The 18,575-nt window shown below is 52.7% G+C and carries 14 protein-coding genes and 1 riboswitch; of the genes, 5 read left to right on the top strand and 9 right to left on the bottom strand.

The features are described from left to right. Window positions 1–620: 620 nt before the first annotated feature. The 3 genes from MSL71_RS23555 to MSL71_RS23545 all read left to right on the top strand — a co-directional run bounded on the left by MSL71_RS23555 (window position 621) and on the right by MSL71_RS23545 (window position 7,750). Window positions 621–2,660, top strand: coding sequence for a hypothetical protein (locus MSL71_RS23555; protein WP_180145970.1), 2,040 nt, complete (start codon window positions 621–623; stop codon window positions 2,658–2,660). A 196-nt stretch (window positions 2,661–2,856) separates the two neighbouring features. Next, window positions 2,857–4,899 (top strand): alpha/beta fold hydrolase, encoded by a 2,043-nt coding sequence (locus tag MSL71_RS23550; protein ID WP_180145967.1) that lies wholly within the window; start codon window positions 2,857–2,859, stop codon window positions 4,897–4,899. A 469-nt stretch (window positions 4,900–5,368) separates the two neighbouring features. After that, the gene (locus tag MSL71_RS23545; RefSeq protein WP_180145964.1) at window positions 5,369–7,750 is read left to right on the top strand and encodes a PAS domain-containing sensor histidine kinase; all 2,382 of its coding nucleotides are present in this window, start codon (window positions 5,369–5,371) and stop codon (window positions 7,748–7,750) included. A gap of 184 nt (window positions 7,751–7,934) precedes the next feature. Here the strand turns inward: MSL71_RS23545 and MSL71_RS26990 are convergent, their stop codons facing one another. From MSL71_RS26990 to MSL71_RS23505, 8 genes are all read right to left on the bottom strand, one after another. Beyond that, window positions 7,935–8,174 (bottom strand): DUF5320 domain-containing protein, encoded by a 240-nt coding sequence (locus MSL71_RS26990; RefSeq protein WP_180145961.1) that lies wholly within the window; start codon window positions 8,172–8,174, stop codon window positions 7,935–7,937. After that, window positions 8,161–8,565, bottom strand: a complete 405-nt coding sequence (locus tag MSL71_RS23535; protein WP_180145958.1) for a NifB/NifX family molybdenum-iron cluster-binding protein — start codon at window positions 8,563–8,565, stop codon at window positions 8,161–8,163. Before MSL71_RS23535 ends, MSL71_RS26990 begins: the two co-directional genes overlap by 14 nt. A 269-nt stretch (window positions 8,566–8,834) precedes the next feature. Further along, entirely contained in the window at window positions 8,835–10,172 is a 1,338-nt protein-coding gene (locus tag MSL71_RS23530; RefSeq protein ID WP_180145954.1) for a sigma-54 interaction domain-containing protein, read from the bottom strand. A gap of 253 nt (window positions 10,173–10,425) precedes the next feature. Continuing rightward, window positions 10,426–11,553 carry an FG-GAP repeat domain-containing protein gene (locus MSL71_RS23525; protein ID WP_180145951.1) on the bottom strand — a complete coding sequence of 376 codons (1,128 nt, stop codon included), beginning with the start codon at window positions 11,551–11,553 and terminating at the stop codon, window positions 10,426–10,428. A 215-nt stretch (window positions 11,554–11,768) separates the two neighbouring features. Further along, window positions 11,769–11,848: riboswitch (cyclic di-GMP riboswitch) on the bottom strand. Between the two features lie 437 nt (window positions 11,849–12,285). Next, window positions 12,286–12,924: an HAD-IB family phosphatase gene (locus MSL71_RS23520; protein ID WP_218951124.1), complete on the bottom strand. Its 639-nt coding sequence runs from the start codon at window positions 12,922–12,924 to the stop codon at window positions 12,286–12,288. A gap of 152 nt (window positions 12,925–13,076) precedes the next feature. After that, complete coding sequence (locus tag MSL71_RS23515; protein WP_180145944.1) at window positions 13,077–13,514, bottom strand: cereblon family protein; 438 nt, start codon at window positions 13,512–13,514, stop codon at window positions 13,077–13,079. A gap of 151 nt (window positions 13,515–13,665) precedes the next feature. Next, window positions 13,666–14,439 carry a tRNA 2-thiocytidine(32) synthetase TtcA gene (gene ttcA, locus MSL71_RS23510; RefSeq protein WP_180145941.1) on the bottom strand — a complete coding sequence of 258 codons (774 nt, stop codon included), beginning with the start codon at window positions 14,437–14,439 and terminating at the stop codon, window positions 13,666–13,668. Beyond that, complete coding sequence (locus MSL71_RS23505) at window positions 14,432–15,142, bottom strand: histidine phosphatase family protein (RefSeq protein ID WP_180145938.1); 711 nt, start codon at window positions 15,140–15,142, stop codon at window positions 14,432–14,434. Before MSL71_RS23505 ends, ttcA begins: the two co-directional genes overlap by 8 nt. Before the next feature lie 602 nt (window positions 15,143–15,744). Between MSL71_RS23505 and MSL71_RS23500 the strand changes: the two genes are divergently transcribed. Beyond that, window positions 15,745–16,071: a hypothetical protein gene (locus MSL71_RS23500; RefSeq protein ID WP_180145935.1), complete on the top strand. Its 327-nt coding sequence runs from the start codon at window positions 15,745–15,747 to the stop codon at window positions 16,069–16,071. A gap of 90 nt (window positions 16,072–16,161) precedes the next feature. After that, window positions 16,162–16,446 (top strand): integration host factor subunit alpha, encoded by a 285-nt coding sequence (locus MSL71_RS23495; RefSeq protein ID WP_180145931.1) that lies wholly within the window; start codon window positions 16,162–16,164, stop codon window positions 16,444–16,446. A 208-nt stretch (window positions 16,447–16,654) separates the two neighbouring features. Here MSL71_RS23495 and MSL71_RS23490 read toward each other — a convergent pair whose 3' ends face one another. Beyond that, window positions 16,655–18,421 carry an ABC transporter ATP-binding protein gene (locus MSL71_RS23490; protein ID WP_180145928.1) on the bottom strand — a complete coding sequence of 589 codons (1,767 nt, stop codon included), beginning with the start codon at window positions 18,419–18,421 and terminating at the stop codon, window positions 16,655–16,657. Window positions 18,422–18,575: the final 154 nt, after the last annotated feature.

The raw sequence follows: 18,575 nt of genomic DNA, 5'->3' as shown, positions 1-18,575 counted from the left end.
CCTCACTATCAGGGAATAAAACCAAACCAAATGAAAAAAAACCGATGCCGCAGGGGCCAGGTGAGCCACCTGCGACGGCAGGGCTGCGCATGCAGGCTCAGGGGCTATCACCGTGCCCATGAGCTATGTGTTATGGGAAAGAACAAGTGTGCCGGGCAAATGCTATTTCCATCTCGCCACATCGACACAACGATCCGTGGCAAGAGACACAAACGCTTGTCACGATACAACTCAGTGTTTTCCTCCCACTGTCCTGACCGCCGAACATCATCATCGCCCAAGGCAGCAGAAAGCTCCTCATCCAACGTTTCACGCCTAATCCGATTACGATTTTTCGAAGGATTCCTTCGAGATAGAAACAAAACCTTTTTTTTAATTAATCCCAGCGTGGTGAACACGTACGGACCTGAAAACTCTACCGAAGCATGGAGCAGTGAAAGCTTCCCCTCCCAACGTCACCACATGTGCGGCGTAAAGAGACAGATGGAATTGCGACAACGGCAATACAAGGCATTGCATTACCGGCTGACCTGTTTACGGGGTGTTTTACAATCCGAATTCAATCCGAAACCCATGCGTGCACCGCGTTGGGGTCTATCCATGACAAAGGAGAACGTACCATGACCGCATCGCAAGCAGTATTGACCCTCAACTTGCCGTCACGCAACGTCAACCAAAAATCAACGAAACTGCTGAAAGGAAAGGAGGTAAGCAAAAAGCATCTGATCAACGCTCTCAACCACATCAACTTCAAAGAAGAAAGCGTAACCCTTGTGTTTACAGAGCCATATAATGATGCATCATTCCGCATCGAGGCATACCCCATGCCCGTGTTAAGCGATTACCCAACCTTCAAGCCCCTGCAACCCCTCCCCCAAGGGGTTTTCCCGGAGCACCTTACCGGTCTAATTATCCCTGACGGAAACGGCGAAATTCACGCGATTCCCCTTCTGCGAGCTTCAAGCTCAACAGGGCTGAGCATCGTTTTGCCAAAAACAGGACAACGGGTTCAGTGCTCATACAGAGACATCCGGGTTCACTTCCTGCAAAGGGGAATCAAATTCAAAGGGAGCCTGACGTCCCTTGAGCCCGATACCATCGAAATCACACTCTCTCCCTTGAGTGCCCATTATCTCAGTGGGATCATCCCCGAAGAGCCCCTGAACCTCACGTTTTGCAAAAAAAAGATCCCCCTTTTTCAAACCGAAGCAAGATTTCTCAAAAAGGAATACCACGGAGAGAGCGTCATTATAAACTTAAAGCCAGCAAAATCGATACCTGATCCTCACACTGGTCAATGTTTTGGAAAAAAGTCATTCGAAATGATTCCTGCTCCTGACTTTGTATTCTCTCACCCCTTGACAGAAACCGTGTGTACAGCTGTTATTGATTCGCTCTCGGCAGTAGATATGCACCTTACACTTCACCAAGAAACCCCTCCCCTTATTCCTGGAATGTTACTGGAGGATGCTGCAATTACACTTGGCGACCTTTATAGATTACCATTAACTGCTCAAGTAACAAAATGCTGCACTCAAAAATACAAAGCTAAAAAAGAAGAAAAATGTCACATCTCATTTCTGGAGATGTCACCTGAAAACCATAGAAAACTCCAGACCATGGTACACAAGGCCGAAAACAAAGACATTCGTATATGTTACCCATTAGAGGAAGATGATTTATGGCGTTTTTTTTTTGAAACAGGCTTTATTTACAAAAATAAATACAGACTATTCCTTGAAAACAAGAAAAATATCAAAAAAACCTATGAAACAATCTACTCGACACCATCAAATGTCACTTGTCATGTAGCGTATCAAGAAAATGGAAGAACAATGGGACATATTTCAATGCTCAGATATTCAGAAGGGGCTTGGCTCGTTCATCACCACGCAGCCCTAAAAGGTGCATCTATAAGAGTTGGACTTGGTGTTCTTAACCAAATTGGAAACTACATTATTGCATCGCAATATATCCAGCCGGAATGCTTTAAATACCTAATATGCTATTTTAGGCCGGAGAATCATTTTCCTAACTTTTTTTTCGATGGCTTTAGAAAGAAAAAAAACGACCCCAAAATCTGTTCCTCAGACTTATTTGCATATGTCTATTTTAAAAGTGAGAGTAATGATGATACAAAATTCCCAGACGAATGGAAACTAAATGAAGCAACTGAGAAAGACCTCACTGAGCTGGAGGCGTACTACAATCAGACATCTAAAGGTATGTTGATTGAAGCATTAGATCTTTTTCAAAGGCAAGCCTCTTTTGAAGTCCTAAGAGAACGATACAGCCATGCAGGGTTAAACAGAAACCGGCAAATATGGGCCATTCGACACAAAAACGTAACAGCAGCCATACTCATAGTAAATACATCCGATATAGCTCTTAACATGTCGGAACTTACCAACTGTATCAAGGTCTGCATTATCAGACCAGACATACTTGACAAACAAACTCTCACCAACACACTAAATATACTTATAAAAAACTACAAGACACACCGAACACCTGTGCTTATTCATCCGTTAGACTGGGTCGATCGGACTGGATTCAACTATCAGAAACGATACCACTTCTGGGTACTAAACAACCGTTTTTTTGATGATTTCATGCAACACGTCGCCGACACAGCACCTTTATCTCACAAGTCACACTAAAGACTAAGTCCAAGATCAATATGCTTTTTATTTGAGACATAGAAAGCAGTTAAAGAGTAACATAATCAAGCGATTTAACGAATTCGAATCAAACTCATTGCAGTACGAGTTCACTGATAATATCGTAGTTTTCGCTTTGGCTAAATAGTCCGCATGAAGCTTTAATGTCTATAGAATCAAATAGGACAAGGAACAAATGATGTACTCAAAATTCCAATCAGAAATTATTCAAATCCAATCAACAGCCCTTAAAATCCCATTAAAAACAACAGTTCGCCACGCCAGTGCATCGCGAAAAAACGGCGAAAGCATATGGGTACAAGCTCGCAGAGGGGAACTCACAGGGTACGGCGAAGGTTGTCCCCGCTCTTACGTTGCGGGAGACGATCTGGAAACGAGCCTGGCATGGGTCACCCAAAAATTCGCAGACGATGCTCCATCTATTCGCAATATTGAAGATATCACCCGGTGGGTAGATAACAACAATGCTCCCATTGATACCTACCCATCGGCCTGGTGCGCTGTGGAAACCGCACTCCTCGACCTTTTTGCACAGGAACGTTCCCAGTCGGTGGAGAAGCTCTTAGGCCTTGCCGAACCCGAACTGTCCACCCGGTACTCTGCTGTGCTTGGCAACGAAAAGCCATGGAAATTTAAAGGCCAGATCGATCTCTACCTCACCAAGGGAATGACTGACTTCAAGGTAAAGCTTTGCGGCGAAATGGAAAAAGACCAGGAAAAACTGACTATTTTAGAGACACTGGCAAAGGATCACCAGGCCGAGGGTCTCAGGATACGACTGGACGCAAACAACCTTTGGGCGGAGGACCTGGCCGGAGCCGTCACCTACATAAACCAACTCAAGGGCGATTTTTTCGCCGTTGAAGAACCTTTAAAGGCGAAAAAGCCAAAGATGCTAAGCCAGTTTTCTGTAGAGACGGGACTCCCTGTCATTCTGGATGAAAGCCTCTGCACGATGAGAGACTTAGAAAGCTATCGCGACCTTCCCGGACAATTTATCGCCAACATCAAAATATCGCGTGTTGGCGGGTTGCTGAGGACCAAAGCTCTCATAAACAGCTTGCAATCCATGGGGTGGAAGATCATTATCGGATGTCACGTGGGGGAAACCTCAACCCTCACCCGATGTGGCCTGGTTGCGGCCTCTATGGCCGGAAAGTCCCTCCTTGCACACGAGGGAGCCTTCGGAGACTACCTGATGGACCGTGAGCCTGCTTTCCCCACCCTGACATTCAACCGGAAAGGCAACCTCAACCTGCGACGGCCCTACTTTCTGAAGACTGTCCGGGGCTTGGAATGCGTCCCACCGGATGCATGGAACAAGGGCCTGGGCGTCAAAGGAAGAATGCCTAAAACGATCAATGACGGTGCCCCCCGCATCGAAACCCTAACCATGCCCGACGGGTACCCTATTCATTACCGAATCTGGGGAGAGGACAGGGGGAAAGACGTCATTCTTATCCTCCACGGTGGGATGAGTCACTCGGGCTGGCAGGCTCCTTTGGCCGAGGCGTTACGAAATCGCCGCGACAACATCACGATCATGGCTGCTGACCGGAGGGGGTGCGGCCTCAATCCGAACCGTGGTGACTTGGGAACCATCCACCAGGTCATTGACGATGTGGTTCAGCACGTGACCTTCCTTCAGGCGCACTTTGACCGCGTCCACCTTGCCGGGTGGTGCCAGGGTGCACAATACGCAACCATAGCCGCCGCAAAGCTTGCAAAAAAAACGGACAGCCTGATTCTTATGACACCTGGATTCTTCTGGAACGAGCGGTTCCGTTCGGTGATTACCATTTCTGAAAATGTGATGATGGACATGATTTCAGAATTTGACCTCACACCAGATCGAAATCATGCGTGGCTTCCCATCCCTATGGAGCCTGCGGACTTCACCATGAATGAGTCGTGGCTTGATTATATTGAGGGTGACACACTCAAAACGACAAAAATAACACTCAAATCAGCCAATATTATGGATGAAATTCAGAACCTTGCAATTTCAGCAATTCAAGATAACACATGCCCAACCATTGCCATACTCGCAAATCATGATCGAATTGTAGACAACAAAAAAATCATTTCTGTCATAGGCAATCAGTTTGATACCAACACAAGCAACACACTCAAATTCATCGATACGGCTCATGCATTACAATTTGAAAAGCCTCAACAGGTAGCTCAATTTATCGATGAATTTCTCAACAAACTTTAACCATAGAGAACCAACACCACCCACCTCCTGCAAAGGCATTGTAATGTCTTTGCAGGAGAATAAAAAATAATTCATCTAATCTCTTGCATTGAATTTTTCCACCACTGGGACACCCGATACTCGGACATTATCAGTATAATAAATGGGAAATTTATGTTTATCGGCATTGTTCATAAGAAGTCTATCAAGCAAGAAATACTTGACGGGATGAACAAAGGCTCATAAATATAAAATTTACTGACCTGTAACAGAAGATAATATTAAATCTCATTCCACTTTAAATTCTTGAGTAATACCGATACAACATCAAATCTGGAACACACATCAACTGAGTCACAAAAAACGACAATGTACTACTTCACTCAAGAATGTTTTTTTTATATGCCTATGGTAAGATAATCATTTCGAAGTTGATTTTCACGATATCTTCCACGACTTTTTTGAACCCAATGAACGGTCACGATAAGCCATGCTTGAAAAGCAAAAAAATAAAGCGTACCAATTAACAGAGTCCATTTGCCCACACACCGGGCTGACAACATATACCTGCCCTGAATGGACCGACCTTATTTTCGGAGAAAGTTATTTATTCTCTTTGAAAATCATTGGGGATTGTATTTTATTCGTCAAAATAAACGGCTTCTCGACCCTCGACGTCGTTGCAGAATCGACGGACTTTACCAAAAGTATTATTCACGCTTATTTGCCCAAAGAAAAAGAGCTATTTTATATTGGTGACTTTACAGGCGTCACCGGAGTGACAAAAGAGGCCAGAAAATATTATATCAATTATTTAAACAACCTCAGACAACTCAAAACCTTTGTACTATGCTCTCCATCCCCCATAATGATGCTTGCAGCCAACCTTACGCGGCAGTTTAGAATCATTAAATTCGGCCTTACTGTTGAAAAAAACTATTCCGCTGCTGTAAAGCAAGCAGCATGGAGAGCACAAGCTTTTCATGGCACGGCAAATGTTAAAAAAAATGCCGTCGAGGATATTCCGTTAACTGAAACCCAAGATAAAAAGCCTTATGGCCGGAAGATAAATCGTTTAATTCAATCCACTTTACCATTCTTTCAAAAAGCAAAAGAAGAATTTATTCCACTCAAACGCTTTACTCGAAAGACTTGGCAAGCTTCATTTCCAGACTACTCTGTTCAGTACGAACTGATTAACGACAACATAATTCATAAAATTTCCAAAGGATATCTCAGCGCTGAATATGTGTTGCCTGTATACGAGCTGCAGGAAAAAATATTCAAAAGCTGCGGACTCTCTGGGCACCCTTATTACCTTGTAAATGACATCAAAGAACTCAAGGGGTCATCCCTGAAGGCAAGGAAAAAACACTCTCGCTTGTTTGCCGAGTGGATTGAGAAATACCCAGAGATATGTCAAGTGATTGTTTATGGTGCAAACCGGCTTTTGCGGGCAGGATTAAGTGTCGCAGTTTACAACAGTCCATTTTCTTTTGTGTTTGCCGATAGCTTCAATGAGGCAATGGAAACAATCCAGCAACATAAAGAAAATAAGTCTTTCGCAACATCCGGTCTTTTTACGAAAAAAGTGGGCCGAAAAAACGCGGTCAAACACTATGCCGATGAACTCAACGGTTTTTTAGGCAACATCAACTGGGAAGTCGAAGGCGGTAAAGAATTAACTGAGCCCAAGGATGATGAGCATCCTTTTAAAACGGTCTATGATGCCATCGCCTTAATCAAGTCGGACATTGATGAACTGTTCCGAGATCGGACCATGGCCCAGGTGGCACTGAGGGAGAGTGAAGAGATCGCGCGGGCCCTGCTCAACGCCACCAGCGACCTGGCCTTGCTTATCCAGTCCGACGGCACCATCATCTCCGTCAACAAGGCTTTTTCCGCATTTATGAAACAAAATCAAATCACGCTGAAAGGGGCCCGAATCGCTGACTTTTTCCCTGAAGCCATGGTTGACACAACCACCACCCATCTCAAAGGGGTACTCACGACAGGGGAACCGGCTCTTTTCGAGAGCCAGTTAAACGGGCTGTACTACCAGAACACCATCTACCCTGTGTTCAACTCCGAAAAAAAAGTGGATCGACTGGCACTGTATTCCAGGGACATCACCGGTTTAAAGTTGGCCCACGAGCAGATCCATTTGCTGACCCAAGAGCTCATCAAAGCCCAGGAAAACGAACGACGGCGCATCGCGCGGGACCTCCACGACAATGTGGCCCAGGACCTGGCGTCCCTTATCATCCGAAGCGACACCCTCTTTGAAAATCACAAGGACATCCCCTGGGATGTGAGAAAACGCAATAAAAAGTTCTCTGAAATCCTGAAGAATACCATTGCTTCCATACGGGACCTTGTCTATGATCTGCGGCCACCTGGCCTGACTGACATCGGCCTTGTGAAAACCATCGACCAGTACTGCGTCGAGTTCAGTGGAAAGACGGGCATTGCAGTGGATCTCTATACCGCAGGCCTTGAGAGAATCAAGCTTGATACCGACACCAAGATCAACCTGTTCCGAATCATCCAGGAGGCCCTGAACAATGCCTCCAAGCATGCAGAGGCCAGCATCATCAAGGTGCGTCTGCTCTGTTCCCACCCGGACATCATCCTCCGCATCGAAGACAACGGTCAGGGCTTTGACCCCGAAGTAAGGATGGTGTCTGCCCTGAAAGAAAAACGAATGGGCCTTAAAAGCATGGAAGAGCGGGTCAACCTTCTCAGCGGGACCCTGACCCTCCACTCCCGTGAGGGGGCGGGCACAAGAATCCTGGTAAAATTTCCAGCAGGCCTCTCTATTGAGGAGAGTGAGGACCCATTCGAAGAAAGCCCCAGGGAGCTCTCCCGATAAAAAAAGCGGGAACGACCTTTGTGAAAAGCTCGTTCCCGTCTCTTGAAACCCGCGGGTGTAGATTCTCTTTACCGGCAAGACCGGCCCTTACGGCCCGACACTCTTGAACACACCATTGCATCAGGCCGTCTTATTCGCCGATTTCACAGCCCCCCGGGCAATAAGTGCCCGACGGGCCCCTTGCTTAAGACTCGTCAGAAGGGGTCTCTTTGGGCGGTGCGGGCATAGGGTTACGGCCAAAGCCCGCTCCCATCCCCCCTCGGCATCGTCCTCCGCCGCCGCCACGACCGCCTAATCCGCGACCGCCCCGGCCACCGCCTCGGCCCCCCTGCTGGTTTCCCTGATTGTTACGTGCGCACGGGCCGGTTCCCCAGCCGCTTTGCGGTCCCTGTCCATTGGGTCCTGTTCCATCACCTCGAGGCATGGCGTCCTCCTTTGCATTGATGTTGTCCTTTTCCGCGTCCATCCCTTCTCCGTCGCCGTCTTCCGCAACCCGGCATCCGAAAATGCTCGGGTACTGTTCCGGTTTCAAGGCGCACTGCGAGCAGGGCGTCCGCATCGCCTGCGAGAAAATCGTGGGTCACAATCCCCCCTGCCTCCAGCATCATCCGGATCGGTCGGGAGACAGCCCCGCAGATCAGCTCCGAGACCCCCGCCGTTACGAGCCAGTGGATCTTTCCCGCCGGATCCTCAGGGACCCTCTCCATGGTCCGGCGTACCACATGGTTCCCCTCCAGCTCCACAAGGAGCAGGGTGGTTCCCACATCAAACACCGGCGCAATCCGATTCTGCCAAACGCAGAGAGCGATTATCATCGCAGACCTCCTTTCTTACCCGGAGAAAATGCATAAACGATGCCAAGAGGGCTTTCTCCATTTAACACATCGATATCATGCACCATAGTTCCAAAACCATCTTCACACATGCCTGTGGCAACTGTCGCAATCTTGCACCACCCCCTGTTGCACCTGTCGCAAGGATGCAACAGGCCATAAGGCAAGGGTAAGTGACGTCAGGGCAATCCATAGAATTCACCCATACCGAGTGACGGTCCTTTTCCCCGGTGACAGCCTGCCCCTTTCTTCTATGCCCGATTTCCTGTTTCCCCATACCTCGCCAGTTTCCGGATGAGGGTGCTCCGATGGATGCCCAGGATCTTGGCGGCTGCCGTGCGATTCCCGTCGGTACGGGACAGGGCGTCGCGAATCATGCGAATCTCCGCGGCATCCCGGCCGGACACCAACCCTTCTTGTTTTTTTTCCCCCTGCTCCGAGGACTCCATCAGGTATTCCGGCAATATTTCATTGCTGCCGGCAAGAACCACTGCCCGCTCGATGCGATTTTCGAGCTCCCGAACGTTTCCCGGCCAGTCGTGGGCCAGGAGCCGTTCCATGGCCACAGGATGAATCCGCATCTCTTCGTGCCCGGCAAGTCGCCCGAACCGCCGGGCAAACCGGTCGGCCAGATCGGGGATATCCTCTTTGCGTTCGCGCAGAGGGGGCAAATGAATCCGAATGACATCCAGCCGCCATAACAGATCCTCTCGAAACAGACCCCGTTGAACCAGGGACGACAGGTCCTGATGGGTCGCGGCAAGAAATCGCGCATCGGTGCTGTCGGTCCGTCCCGTCCCCAGGGGCTCGTAGGTTCGCTCCTGCAACAGTCGCAGCAGCCTCACCTGAAAGGCCGATGAGATGTCTCCGATCTCATCCAGAAAAAGGGTTCCTCCACCGGCCTGGGCAATGCGGCCTTCCCGCTTGCGGTCCGCACCGGTGAAAGCCCCCTTTTCATGCCCGAACAGCTCGTTTTCAATGAGGGTATCGGGAAACGCCGCACAGTTCAGGGCAACAAAGGGGGCTGAGGCCCTGGGACCCGCCCCGTGAATGGCCCGTGCCAACACCTCTTTGCCGGTGCCGGACTCCCCGGTGATAAGCACCGTACTCCTGCTGGCCGCCACCTTGGGCAGAATGGCGAAAATCTGCTGCATCTTCGGGCTGCGGCTTGTAAGGTCCCCGAATCGACGCATGGCCTCACGGATTCGATCCGTTCCCACGGACTCCCGAAGGTCCCGAAAGGTTTCAGCAGCTCCCAGGACCTTGCCGTTGGCGTCCCTCAAGATGGCCGTGGAGAGTCGCACCGGAACCCGCTCACCATCGGCATCCACAAACCAGGCCGGGATATCCAGAAGCGATTTGCCTTGTGCCATGGTCTGTCTCAACGGACAGGCCGACTGACAGAGACTTGCACGCAACACCTCGCAACAGGGCCGCCCCAGCGCCTCCTCACGATCCACACCGGTAATGGCTTCGGCTGCGCGGTTGAAGCTGGTAATTCGCCAGGCTTCGTCCACGGTGAACACGCCGTCGGAAATACTCTCCAGAATGGCGGAGGTCATGGGATCTGTGGGCTGTGATGAGTTCATGATAAACCTATAAGGATAAAAAACGGTCCTTGGCAACTGATCGGCCGCCGTGGGTAAAAGCTCGGAGGCCGTGTGCCTCCACTCCCGGTAGCAATTATGAGCATATACTCAAAATATACCCGCAATGATCCATTTGCAAGGGCATATGGTATGGCCCCCTCCCTACCCCGGATATTTCATGGGAAAACGGTCAAGCCAATTCAATAAGGAGCCGTTGCTGTGAGTTCCTTTTGGGAAAAATACCGGGCGTGATTCATTCCTGGGAACCGTCCCCGTCACCCGGGCCTTGGCCTGTCTTGGGGTCCAGGGCCTTTGCAAGGGCGCCCCCCAGGGTCTTGAGCGCCAGCAGTGCATCGGACAGGTCCACGTTCTCCTGATGATCCTTGGGCGCAGCGCTTTTCACCTGGAGTGGCGGTGACTCGGGCTGAAGAAAGGGATTCTCCAAAAAGGCAAGACGGCCCTGGCTGCTTCCCACAACAATATCCAGATCGGTGTCTCCGTCCAAATCCAGGACGGCAGGCATGGTGGCAATCCCCACGGACAACGCGGCAAAGGGGCAACGGGAGGGCTCCCTGAGTTCAAAAGTCAGAGGACCGCCTGATGCCGTGATGTTCTCAATCCACCGAAGCCCCCCGCGGATTTCCCCGGACACCACGTCCAGATCGCCGTCGCCATCCACATCCAGAACGGCGGGGCTGGAGTTGTCCCCCACATCAATGCCGAAGAAGGGGTTCAGCCGTCCCATCATCTCGGCATAGACGGCCCCCCCTTCTTCAACAAGAAGGTTCCGACAATAGCGAAACGTCCCGGAGCGATCACCGAAAATAAGGTCTGCATCGCCGTCTCCGTCGAAATCACCGAAGGCCGGTGTCCCCTGCCATTCAGACGAAATGCCCGCAAAGGGATTTTCTTCCTCGGACACGATCTGGAAGTCTGGAGCCACAGGGCTCCCCTGATTTTTAAGGAAAACCATTCTGTTCAGGTAAACGGATGACATGCGGTTGTCCATGGGACGAAAATCAAACCAGACGGCATCATTGTCTCCGTCGTTGTCGATATCGGCAAGGGCCACGCAAGGGGTATCGCTTTCATAGGACATGGTGACGGCGTCCAAAGGGTTGGCGGTGACACCTGAGGCTCCCCCGCCCATGGCAGAGCAGGCCAGGGCCATCACCCGCTTTCCATACGCCCCCACATACAGCTCGGCCCGCCCGTCCCCGTTCAGGTCGGCGGCCGTCGGTGACAGGTTGCGCCCCAGGTTACGGCTGCAGGAAGGAATGATCGTGTCGCTGAACCGATCCCAGGAGATGGGGGCCGCATCCGGCTCCTCGCCCTTCGCAGCATTGGGCGCGACAACGCAAAACACAGTGAGGCAGGCCATCACCACACATGATGTGACCCAAGACCCCATAGCCCGGGATGTACCGAACCCCACGGGCACCCGACGATAACTCTGCGGACTCATACGCATCCCCACAAAAAAAGAGACTACCGGAGGAAAACGGGCCCGGGACCTGCGCCGGACAGACCTCCCGTCCGTCCCCACAAGGGGGCACAAAAAAGGCCCATCCCATGGGGATGAGCCGAAATCACCCGGGGGGCAACCCGGCTGTCTTGACCCATCAAGACCCGTGGCTTTCCGTCCCCGCCTCACGACGGGTTTGGCTTGTTTCCCTGTAACTATTCAGCTTATGCCTCCGGCGGCCCTGCCGGGGGCTAAACTTTTAAAAAGTTTAACAAACAGGTTTTAAAAAACTTTTTGAGTGAATTTTTACTTTAAAGGCAGATGTGATTTGACCCGAGGAACGAGGGGCGAAACACATCTGCTATCTGCTTTCAAGGTGGCACACCTTGCCGCCGGAGGCTATTTTTTTGAGCTGAATAGTTACGTTTCCCTTTCCTTAAATATACCATCTGCCGGAAGCAGCCCCCGACGTACCCACATCGGATTCACCGCGCATCGTCCGGCAGTTACAAGCCCCCCGTGGGTTTACCCTTACCACACCCCCGAAGGCCGGACAATTTCTATTTCGGACCCGTTATTCATAGCATGGCACATGCGACAATGGTTGTCATTGCCCCAAGATAGAGCAAACGTCCACAGGGCAGCAACTCACTTTGTGTCCCATACCGAGGCCAGGACCTCACGAACAGCATGAAAATCCGTCCAGGGATGAAACGGAAGGCACTGGGCCTCCATGTGCTCTGCCAGCTGCCGCCGTGCAAAGACCCGATCAGCCGTTTTGGCCATATTATAATCGGTAATCCCGTCGCCGATGGCCACGGACTCATCAAAGGTATAGGCGGCCATGACATCGGCCTTGGCCAGGAGCTCTGTCTCGCCGGGGAAATCGCTGACCACCTTTAATAAAGGCCCGTTCACCTCAAGGTCCGGGGCATAGACAGCCGCAACCTTATGGGCCAGGTCCCCAAGCTTTCGAAGCACCAGCCCCTTGAGCCCGCCGGAGATAACCACAAAGGGCACCTCCCGCTCGGCCAGCCAGTCGATAAGCTCTTCCAGCCCGGGCCTCATGGGAACCGTCTCGCAATGGTCCAGCATGGCCGGATACTGTGAGGAGGGAATGGTCTCAAGGATCCTGGTGAGTCCCTCCCGAAGGGTGATGCTTCCGTCCATAACTCCGGGAAGCCAGGTTTTTACCGCCTCGGGCGCAAAGGTTTTGCATACGCTAACAAACCCGTCCCGCTCGGTGATGGTGCCGTCAAAATCACAAAAAACAATACGCTGTGCCAAAAACTGCCTCCCTGAAAATCTCTTTCTCGCCATAACACCCAATCGACGAACCCAATGCTTAACCCCTTAGCCCTTCACCTTTAGCCCTTAGCCCTTAGCCTTTAGCCTTTAGCCTTTAGCCATTTGGTCATTTGGCCATTTGACCTTATTTTTCACCCTCTCGCCTCTCCCCCCTCTTCTTCCCGGGTCAGGGCGGAAAGGATCAGGCCCGCAAAGGAACCGGTTTTGGACTCAAAGAGCCATCCCATGTGGGAACCGCACCCCCGGCAACCGGCCAGTCGCCACCGATACCCCGCAAACCAGGAAAATTCGGCGGACGAATCCGAAGAGAAGCTGCAACCCGGAGCCGAGGCAAAGCACCCGATTTCGTAATAAAGGCCGTGGGGGTTGGCAAAACCGTGGGTATGGGATCCCCCCACCTCCATGCGGGCGTTATCCCGCGTAATGGGGAACCCGCAGGTAGCGCAGACAATGACCACCCCGCCGCCGGAATGGCCCACCGCTTCGGTGGCGATCCCTTTCTCGCGCGCTGGCTCCCAGGCCTTTCCGGTGCGCCCCCCCTTTTTCCTCGGGCAATCCCTGGTTTCCATGGGAATAAAACAACCTGTGCCCCCAGGGCAGGACAACGCCCGGGGAAGCCCCCCGGCATGTGCAGGCGGATGTGTAGACATCATGGCCATCGGCTCCTCATCGTTGGAGATGCATGGGTTAACGGTCTACCTTACTCCGGACCGTTCCGGCTTAAAAGTCAAAAAGCGAGGTGTCCGCAAGATGGGAAGGGACCACGTGCCCCATCCCGTGAAAAATTTTCTCCACACGGCCGGGATGCTGTTTCCGCCACCCGGCAAGAATCTCTTTGATCTCGCGCCGTTTTTCGTTTTCACCTGCCCCGCACAGATCCTTTGGCGCTGTTTCATACCCGGCAAGGCGCTGGTACCGGACGATATCCGCCTCCGCCACAAAGGCCATGGGCCGGATCACGGTCAAGTCCCCTTTGCGGGTGACCAGCTTCGGGGGCATCCCCTTCATCATTCCCCCGTAAAAAAGGTTGAGCAGCAGGGTCTCCACCATGTCGTCCATGTGGTGGCCCAGGGCAAGGTGGGAAAATCCGTTGGATGCCGCATGGGCATAAAGGGCGCCCCTCCTGAGCCGGGCACAGAGGGCGCACATGTTTTTGCCATCCGGGCACTTTTCCTGAAGGGTCTTCCATATATTCTGGCGGATCACCTCAAAGGGAAGGTCCACCCCGGCCATGTGCCGATGCAAAAACGCCCCATCAAAGCCCGGGAAGCCGTGATCGAGGAAGACCACCGCCATGTCAAACCGCTCTTTGCACTGCCGTCGGTAGGAGACCATGAGATCCACCATGGTCAGGGAATCTTTCCCGCCGGAGAGGCAGAGCATAAGGCGATCCCCTTCCCCCACCATCTGGTATTCCCGAACGGCCCTGGCCACTCGCCAGGCAAGGTGGCGCCGGAGTTTATCCCGCTGCTTTGGTTTCCTGTCCTCACCCATGGACCGTCGACACCTCCGTCACCGACCGAAGGGCCTCATCCACAGCAACGGGTTCCCGCTGATGGTTGGCAGCCATAAGACGCTCACCGTCACGGAACAGCACCACCCCTTCGAGGTACCCCACCTTGCCCCAGGTTTCATGGGCCAGTTGCAGGGCGTGCTCCTTGACGGCAAAGAGGTTCCAGTCATGGGTCACGGCCACAGTGAGCCCCGGGCCCCCTTCGGCAAGGCGCGCGTCCGCAAAGGACAGCATGACGGAGGCGGCATGGTCTGCCGGTTCCATCACCTCTGTGGGAAACGCCCCGTCCATCCAGCGCCGGATAAACCCGGTGAGGTCGTGTTCCAGAATCAGGCCCACGGTGCGCTCAATGTCCTTTACATAAAATGGAGAGAGGGCCTCTTCGAGGGTATTGAGGTTTTCCGCCGCACAACCGCTTCCCCGCTGCAGAAGGTAGGCAGTTTCAATGCACCGGCCTATATAACTGGAGCACGGGGTGACAGGCACCTCTGCCCCGAGGTCTTTCCCAAAGGCCAGGGAGGCCCGTTTGCCCTCGTCCGTCAGCCCCATAAAAGGATCCAGCCTGGGATCGTCGCTGTAATGGCGTGCCGAATGCCGCATCAGCACCACCTGGTTTGTTACCCCTTCATCCCGGAGGCGGCGCACCACCTCAACCGTCGCCCGGCCAAGCCCCTCATCACCCATAGTCACTCCCATACACGTTGAAACACAATGATCGTTACCCGGCCCCACCCCATGGCGAGCCCTTCCCGGGACGCCCCAGGGGCAAATCCTTTCCGTCGAGCATATGAATTTTAGAGCAGGAAATCAATTGCCAAGGGACGCCTTCTCCCCGGAAGGCACCGGGCAGCCGCCCCCGCTTGATTTTCATATTGCATACCAAAAGCCTTGGTGGGGGACAAACCCCTTGACAGGCAACCCTCAAACGATATAACCACACGTGGGTATGGGAAATCGCGACAGTTGCATCCCCTGCAGGGAACCGCACCATGCATGACAGAAACCATCGTTGCATGGGGGTCTCCCGGTCTTGGGGCTTGAAGTCGAGAAGATCTTTTACACTCAATGCTTGACAAGGATAACATATCCGTATATCTAAAAAAACTTTGTGTAAGAACATCCGTCACGGAGGCACAAAATCCCTCTGCCAAGGGGCGACGACATACATGATGTCGTAGCCCATCCGCGTTGCAACACACCATGCTGTTACAACCGTGGAATCAAGGGGAGCCGAGCCGTGGATGTCCGAAACAGCCACACAGACCAAGGATATCGTCAGCTGAGCTATGAATTGTATCGACGCCATTGAAGGAACGGCCAAAAAGGTGATCTCCGATTTTTATGCCATGCATGAATCCGGAGAGATGGATGACACTGAGTTTGCACGAAGCACACGGGTCCTCATCGACGGGACCGGCGAGTTCGTGGTGGACAACTGTGAGATCACGCCCAATCCCGAGTTGCTGAAGACCGTTTTGTTCGAATACGCGCGGGATCTTTGGAAACGTTCCCTCAAAGCCAAGGAAGAGGACAGGAGCGCCTCCCCCGTGGACCAGGGATACGACGACTATTATTTTGACTATATTTTCAGACACGGCACCTACCCCGCTTAGGGGACGTCGAGTCTAAAACTCACCATATGTATTATCAATGCCCGCAAGTGGGGGCATTCAAAGCAGCAAAAATTTCAGGAGTATGTTGGTATGACACTTACAAAAAACGACATTGTGATGCGCGTAAGCGAGATGGGATTTTCAAAGCAGCGTTCCGTAGATATCATCGAAAAACTGCTGGCCATCATGAAAGACACCCTGGCCGTAGGCGAGGATGTCCTCATCTCCCGTTTCGGCAAGTTCTGCATCAAAACCAAGGGTGAGCGAAAGGGCCGCAACCCTGCCACCGGAGCCGAAATGATTTTACGGGATCGCAAGGTAGTGACCTTCAAGTGTTCCGGTAAACTCCGCGACAAAATCAACGGTGACGACTAACCTCAACCGCTGATCCCAGATGCAAAAAAAGGCGACCCTGAAAAGGGTCGCCTTTTTTAGTTTGTGCTGATTTTATAAAGACGGATTTAACAAACACAGGCCTTAAAAAGCTGTGTGAGCACTCGTATCACAACAACCGCACAGGATTTCAAGGAGCCCCCGGCTTACCGCCGGAGGCTCCCTTCTGGGCTGAGTAGCTACGAGCGGTTCAGCTCTTTTCTCCGGCACGCCGCCTTGCAAACTGCATGGTATGGAGCCTGGCATACTCCCCGTCCCTTGCGAGCAGGTCGTCGTGCTTACCCTCTTCGACAATCTCCCCTTTGGAAACCACCACAATGCGGTCGGCGTGCTGGATGGTGGAAAGCCGGTGGGCAATGACAAAGGTGGTTCGTCCCTTCATGAGGTTCTCAAGGGCATCCTGCACCACCTTCTCCGCTTCTGTATCCAGGGCACTGGTGGCCTCGTCCAGCAGCAGGATGGGGGCATCCTTAAGCAGGGCCCGCGCAATGCAGAGGCGCTGTTTCTCTCCTCCTGAGAGACGGCTCCCAAGCTCACCGATGCGGGTATCAAAACCGTCGGGCAGGCTCATGATGAACCGATAGGCATAGGCAGCCTTGGACGCCGCCACGATGTCCTCCCAGGTGGCATCGCTGTTGCCGTAGGCGATGTTGTCCCGGATGGACTCGTTAAAGAGAATGGCGTCCTGGGTTACCATGGCGATGCGGCTGCGCAGGGAAGCCAGGGTCACGTTGCGGATATCGACGTCGTCAATGGCGATACGCCCTGACGTCACATCGTAGAAGCGCGGAATAAGATTGATAAAGGTGGATTTCCCCCCCCCGCTCATTCCCACCAGGGCAATGACCTCTCCGGGCTCGGCGCTGAGGTTGATGCCCTTGAGCACCGGATCTTCCCCATAGGAAAAGGTAACATCCTCAAAAGCCACCCGGTGGGAACTCGGCGAAAGCTCCACAGCCCCAGGACGATCCGTGATCTCCGGTTCCATCTCGATGATCTCAAACACCCTGTCCAGGGCGGCCAGGCCCTCCTGAACGGTGTTGTTGAGCTTGCTGAGTTTTTTCAAGGGTTCATAAAGCAGCATCACAGCCGTCAAAAAGGAGAGAAAGGTCCCGGTGGTGGAGGTGCCTTTGATCACACCGTGGCCACCGTACCAGACCACCGCCGCGATCCCCAGACCACCGCAGACGTCCGTCACGGGCGAGGAGAGGGCCTTGGCCTTCACCTTTTTCATCTCAAAGCGGAACAGGTCCCAGGACTTTTTGTAAAACCGCTGTTTCTCGTACTCTTCCCGTCCGAAAGCCTTGATGATCTTGGCCCCGGCAAAGGTCTCGTGGAGAAAGGTGTTGAGTTCCCCCACCGACTGCTGGGTGCCGGTGCTCACCTTGCGGACCCGCCTGCCCAGTTTCACGATGGGATAAAAAGCCACCGGCACAACCACCAGAGCCACCAGGGCCAGCTTCCAGTCCCGGTAGATGATCACCCCGGTAAGACCGATGATGGTGAACACATGCTCGATGGCGGCGGTCACCGAGGTGGAGACCATGGCCTGTATAAGGGTGACGTCGTTGGTGATGCGGCTCATGAGGACCCCGGTCCGCTCCTTCTGGAAAAAGGAGAGGGACAGGTCCTGGATGGTTCCGTAGAGTTCGTTCCGCAGGGTGGTGATGATGGTCTGCCCCACGTTGTTCATGAAGTACTCTTTGGCAAGGACAGCCACCCCGCGCACCAGGGAGACCCCCAGGACCACGAAGGTCACCACCTTGAGCATCACGCCGTTCTGGGCAATGAAGATATCATCCAGGATATTCTTGATCAGAAAGGCCAGGGCCGCCGTGGAGCCCGAGATCAAGGCCATGCAGACCATGGAAATCCCCAGCTTTGCCCAGCTGTTGCGGATGAGCCTCAGAATTTTGCGATGCCGTTCACCGGCGGTCAATTCCTGAAATAGTTTCATAGTGATAATGTATCTTACCTTAGGCCCGCCCCTTTCGGGCGAGCAGCACACCGCAGGTCAACAAAGCGGCATGGATGGATCAACAGAGAGGCACGCCCCGCCGGGAGTCACGGGGCGATCACTGACAGGGTTGATTGGAGAAGAGAACCTTGGC

It is taken from the genome of Desulfoluna butyratoxydans (assembly GCF_900699765.1).
Classification (GTDB): Bacteria; Desulfobacterota; Desulfobacteria; order Desulfobacterales; family Desulfolunaceae; genus Desulfoluna; species Desulfoluna butyratoxydans.
The sequence above is the reverse complement of the archived record's forward strand: the minus strand, read 5'-3'. Positions and strand labels throughout refer to the sequence as shown.

Coding starts and splice junctions, on each gene's coding strand:
- MSL71_RS23555 (WP_180145970.1), top strand. CDS start 621: ATGACCGCATCGCAAGCAGTATTGACCCTCAACTTGCCGTCACGCAAC.
- MSL71_RS23550 (WP_180145967.1), top strand. CDS start 2,857: ATGATGTACTCAAAATTCCAATCAGAAATTATTCAAATCCAATCAACA.
- MSL71_RS23545 (WP_180145964.1), top strand. CDS start 5,369: ATGCTTGAAAAGCAAAAAAATAAAGCGTACCAATTAACAGAGTCCATT.
- MSL71_RS26990 (WP_180145961.1), bottom strand. CDS start 8,174: ATGCCTCGAGGTGATGGAACAGGACCCAATGGACAGGGACCGCAAAGC.
- MSL71_RS23535 (WP_180145958.1), bottom strand. CDS start 8,565: ATGATAATCGCTCTCTGCGTTTGGCAGAATCGGATTGCGCCGGTGTTT.
- MSL71_RS23530 (WP_180145954.1), bottom strand. CDS start 10,172: ATGAACTCATCACAGCCCACAGATCCCATGACCTCCGCCATTCTGGAG.
- MSL71_RS23525 (WP_180145951.1), bottom strand. CDS start 11,553: ATGGCCTGCCTCACTGTGTTTTGCGTTGTCGCGCCCAATGCTGCGAAG.
- MSL71_RS23515 (WP_180145944.1), bottom strand. CDS start 13,514: ATGGAAACCAGGGATTGCCCGAGGAAAAAGGGGGGGCGCACCGGAAAG.
- ttcA (WP_180145941.1), bottom strand. CDS start 14,439: ATGGGTGAGGACAGGAAACCAAAGCAGCGGGATAAACTCCGGCGCCAC.
- MSL71_RS23505 (WP_180145938.1), bottom strand. CDS start 15,142: ATGGGTGATGAGGGGCTTGGCCGGGCGACGGTTGAGGTGGTGCGCCGC.
- MSL71_RS23500 (WP_180145935.1), top strand. CDS start 15,745: ATGAATTGTATCGACGCCATTGAAGGAACGGCCAAAAAGGTGATCTCC.
- MSL71_RS23495 (WP_180145931.1), top strand. CDS start 16,162: ATGACACTTACAAAAAACGACATTGTGATGCGCGTAAGCGAGATGGGA.
- MSL71_RS23490 (WP_180145928.1), bottom strand. CDS start 18,421: ATGAAACTATTTCAGGAATTGACCGCCGGTGAACGGCATCGCAAAATT.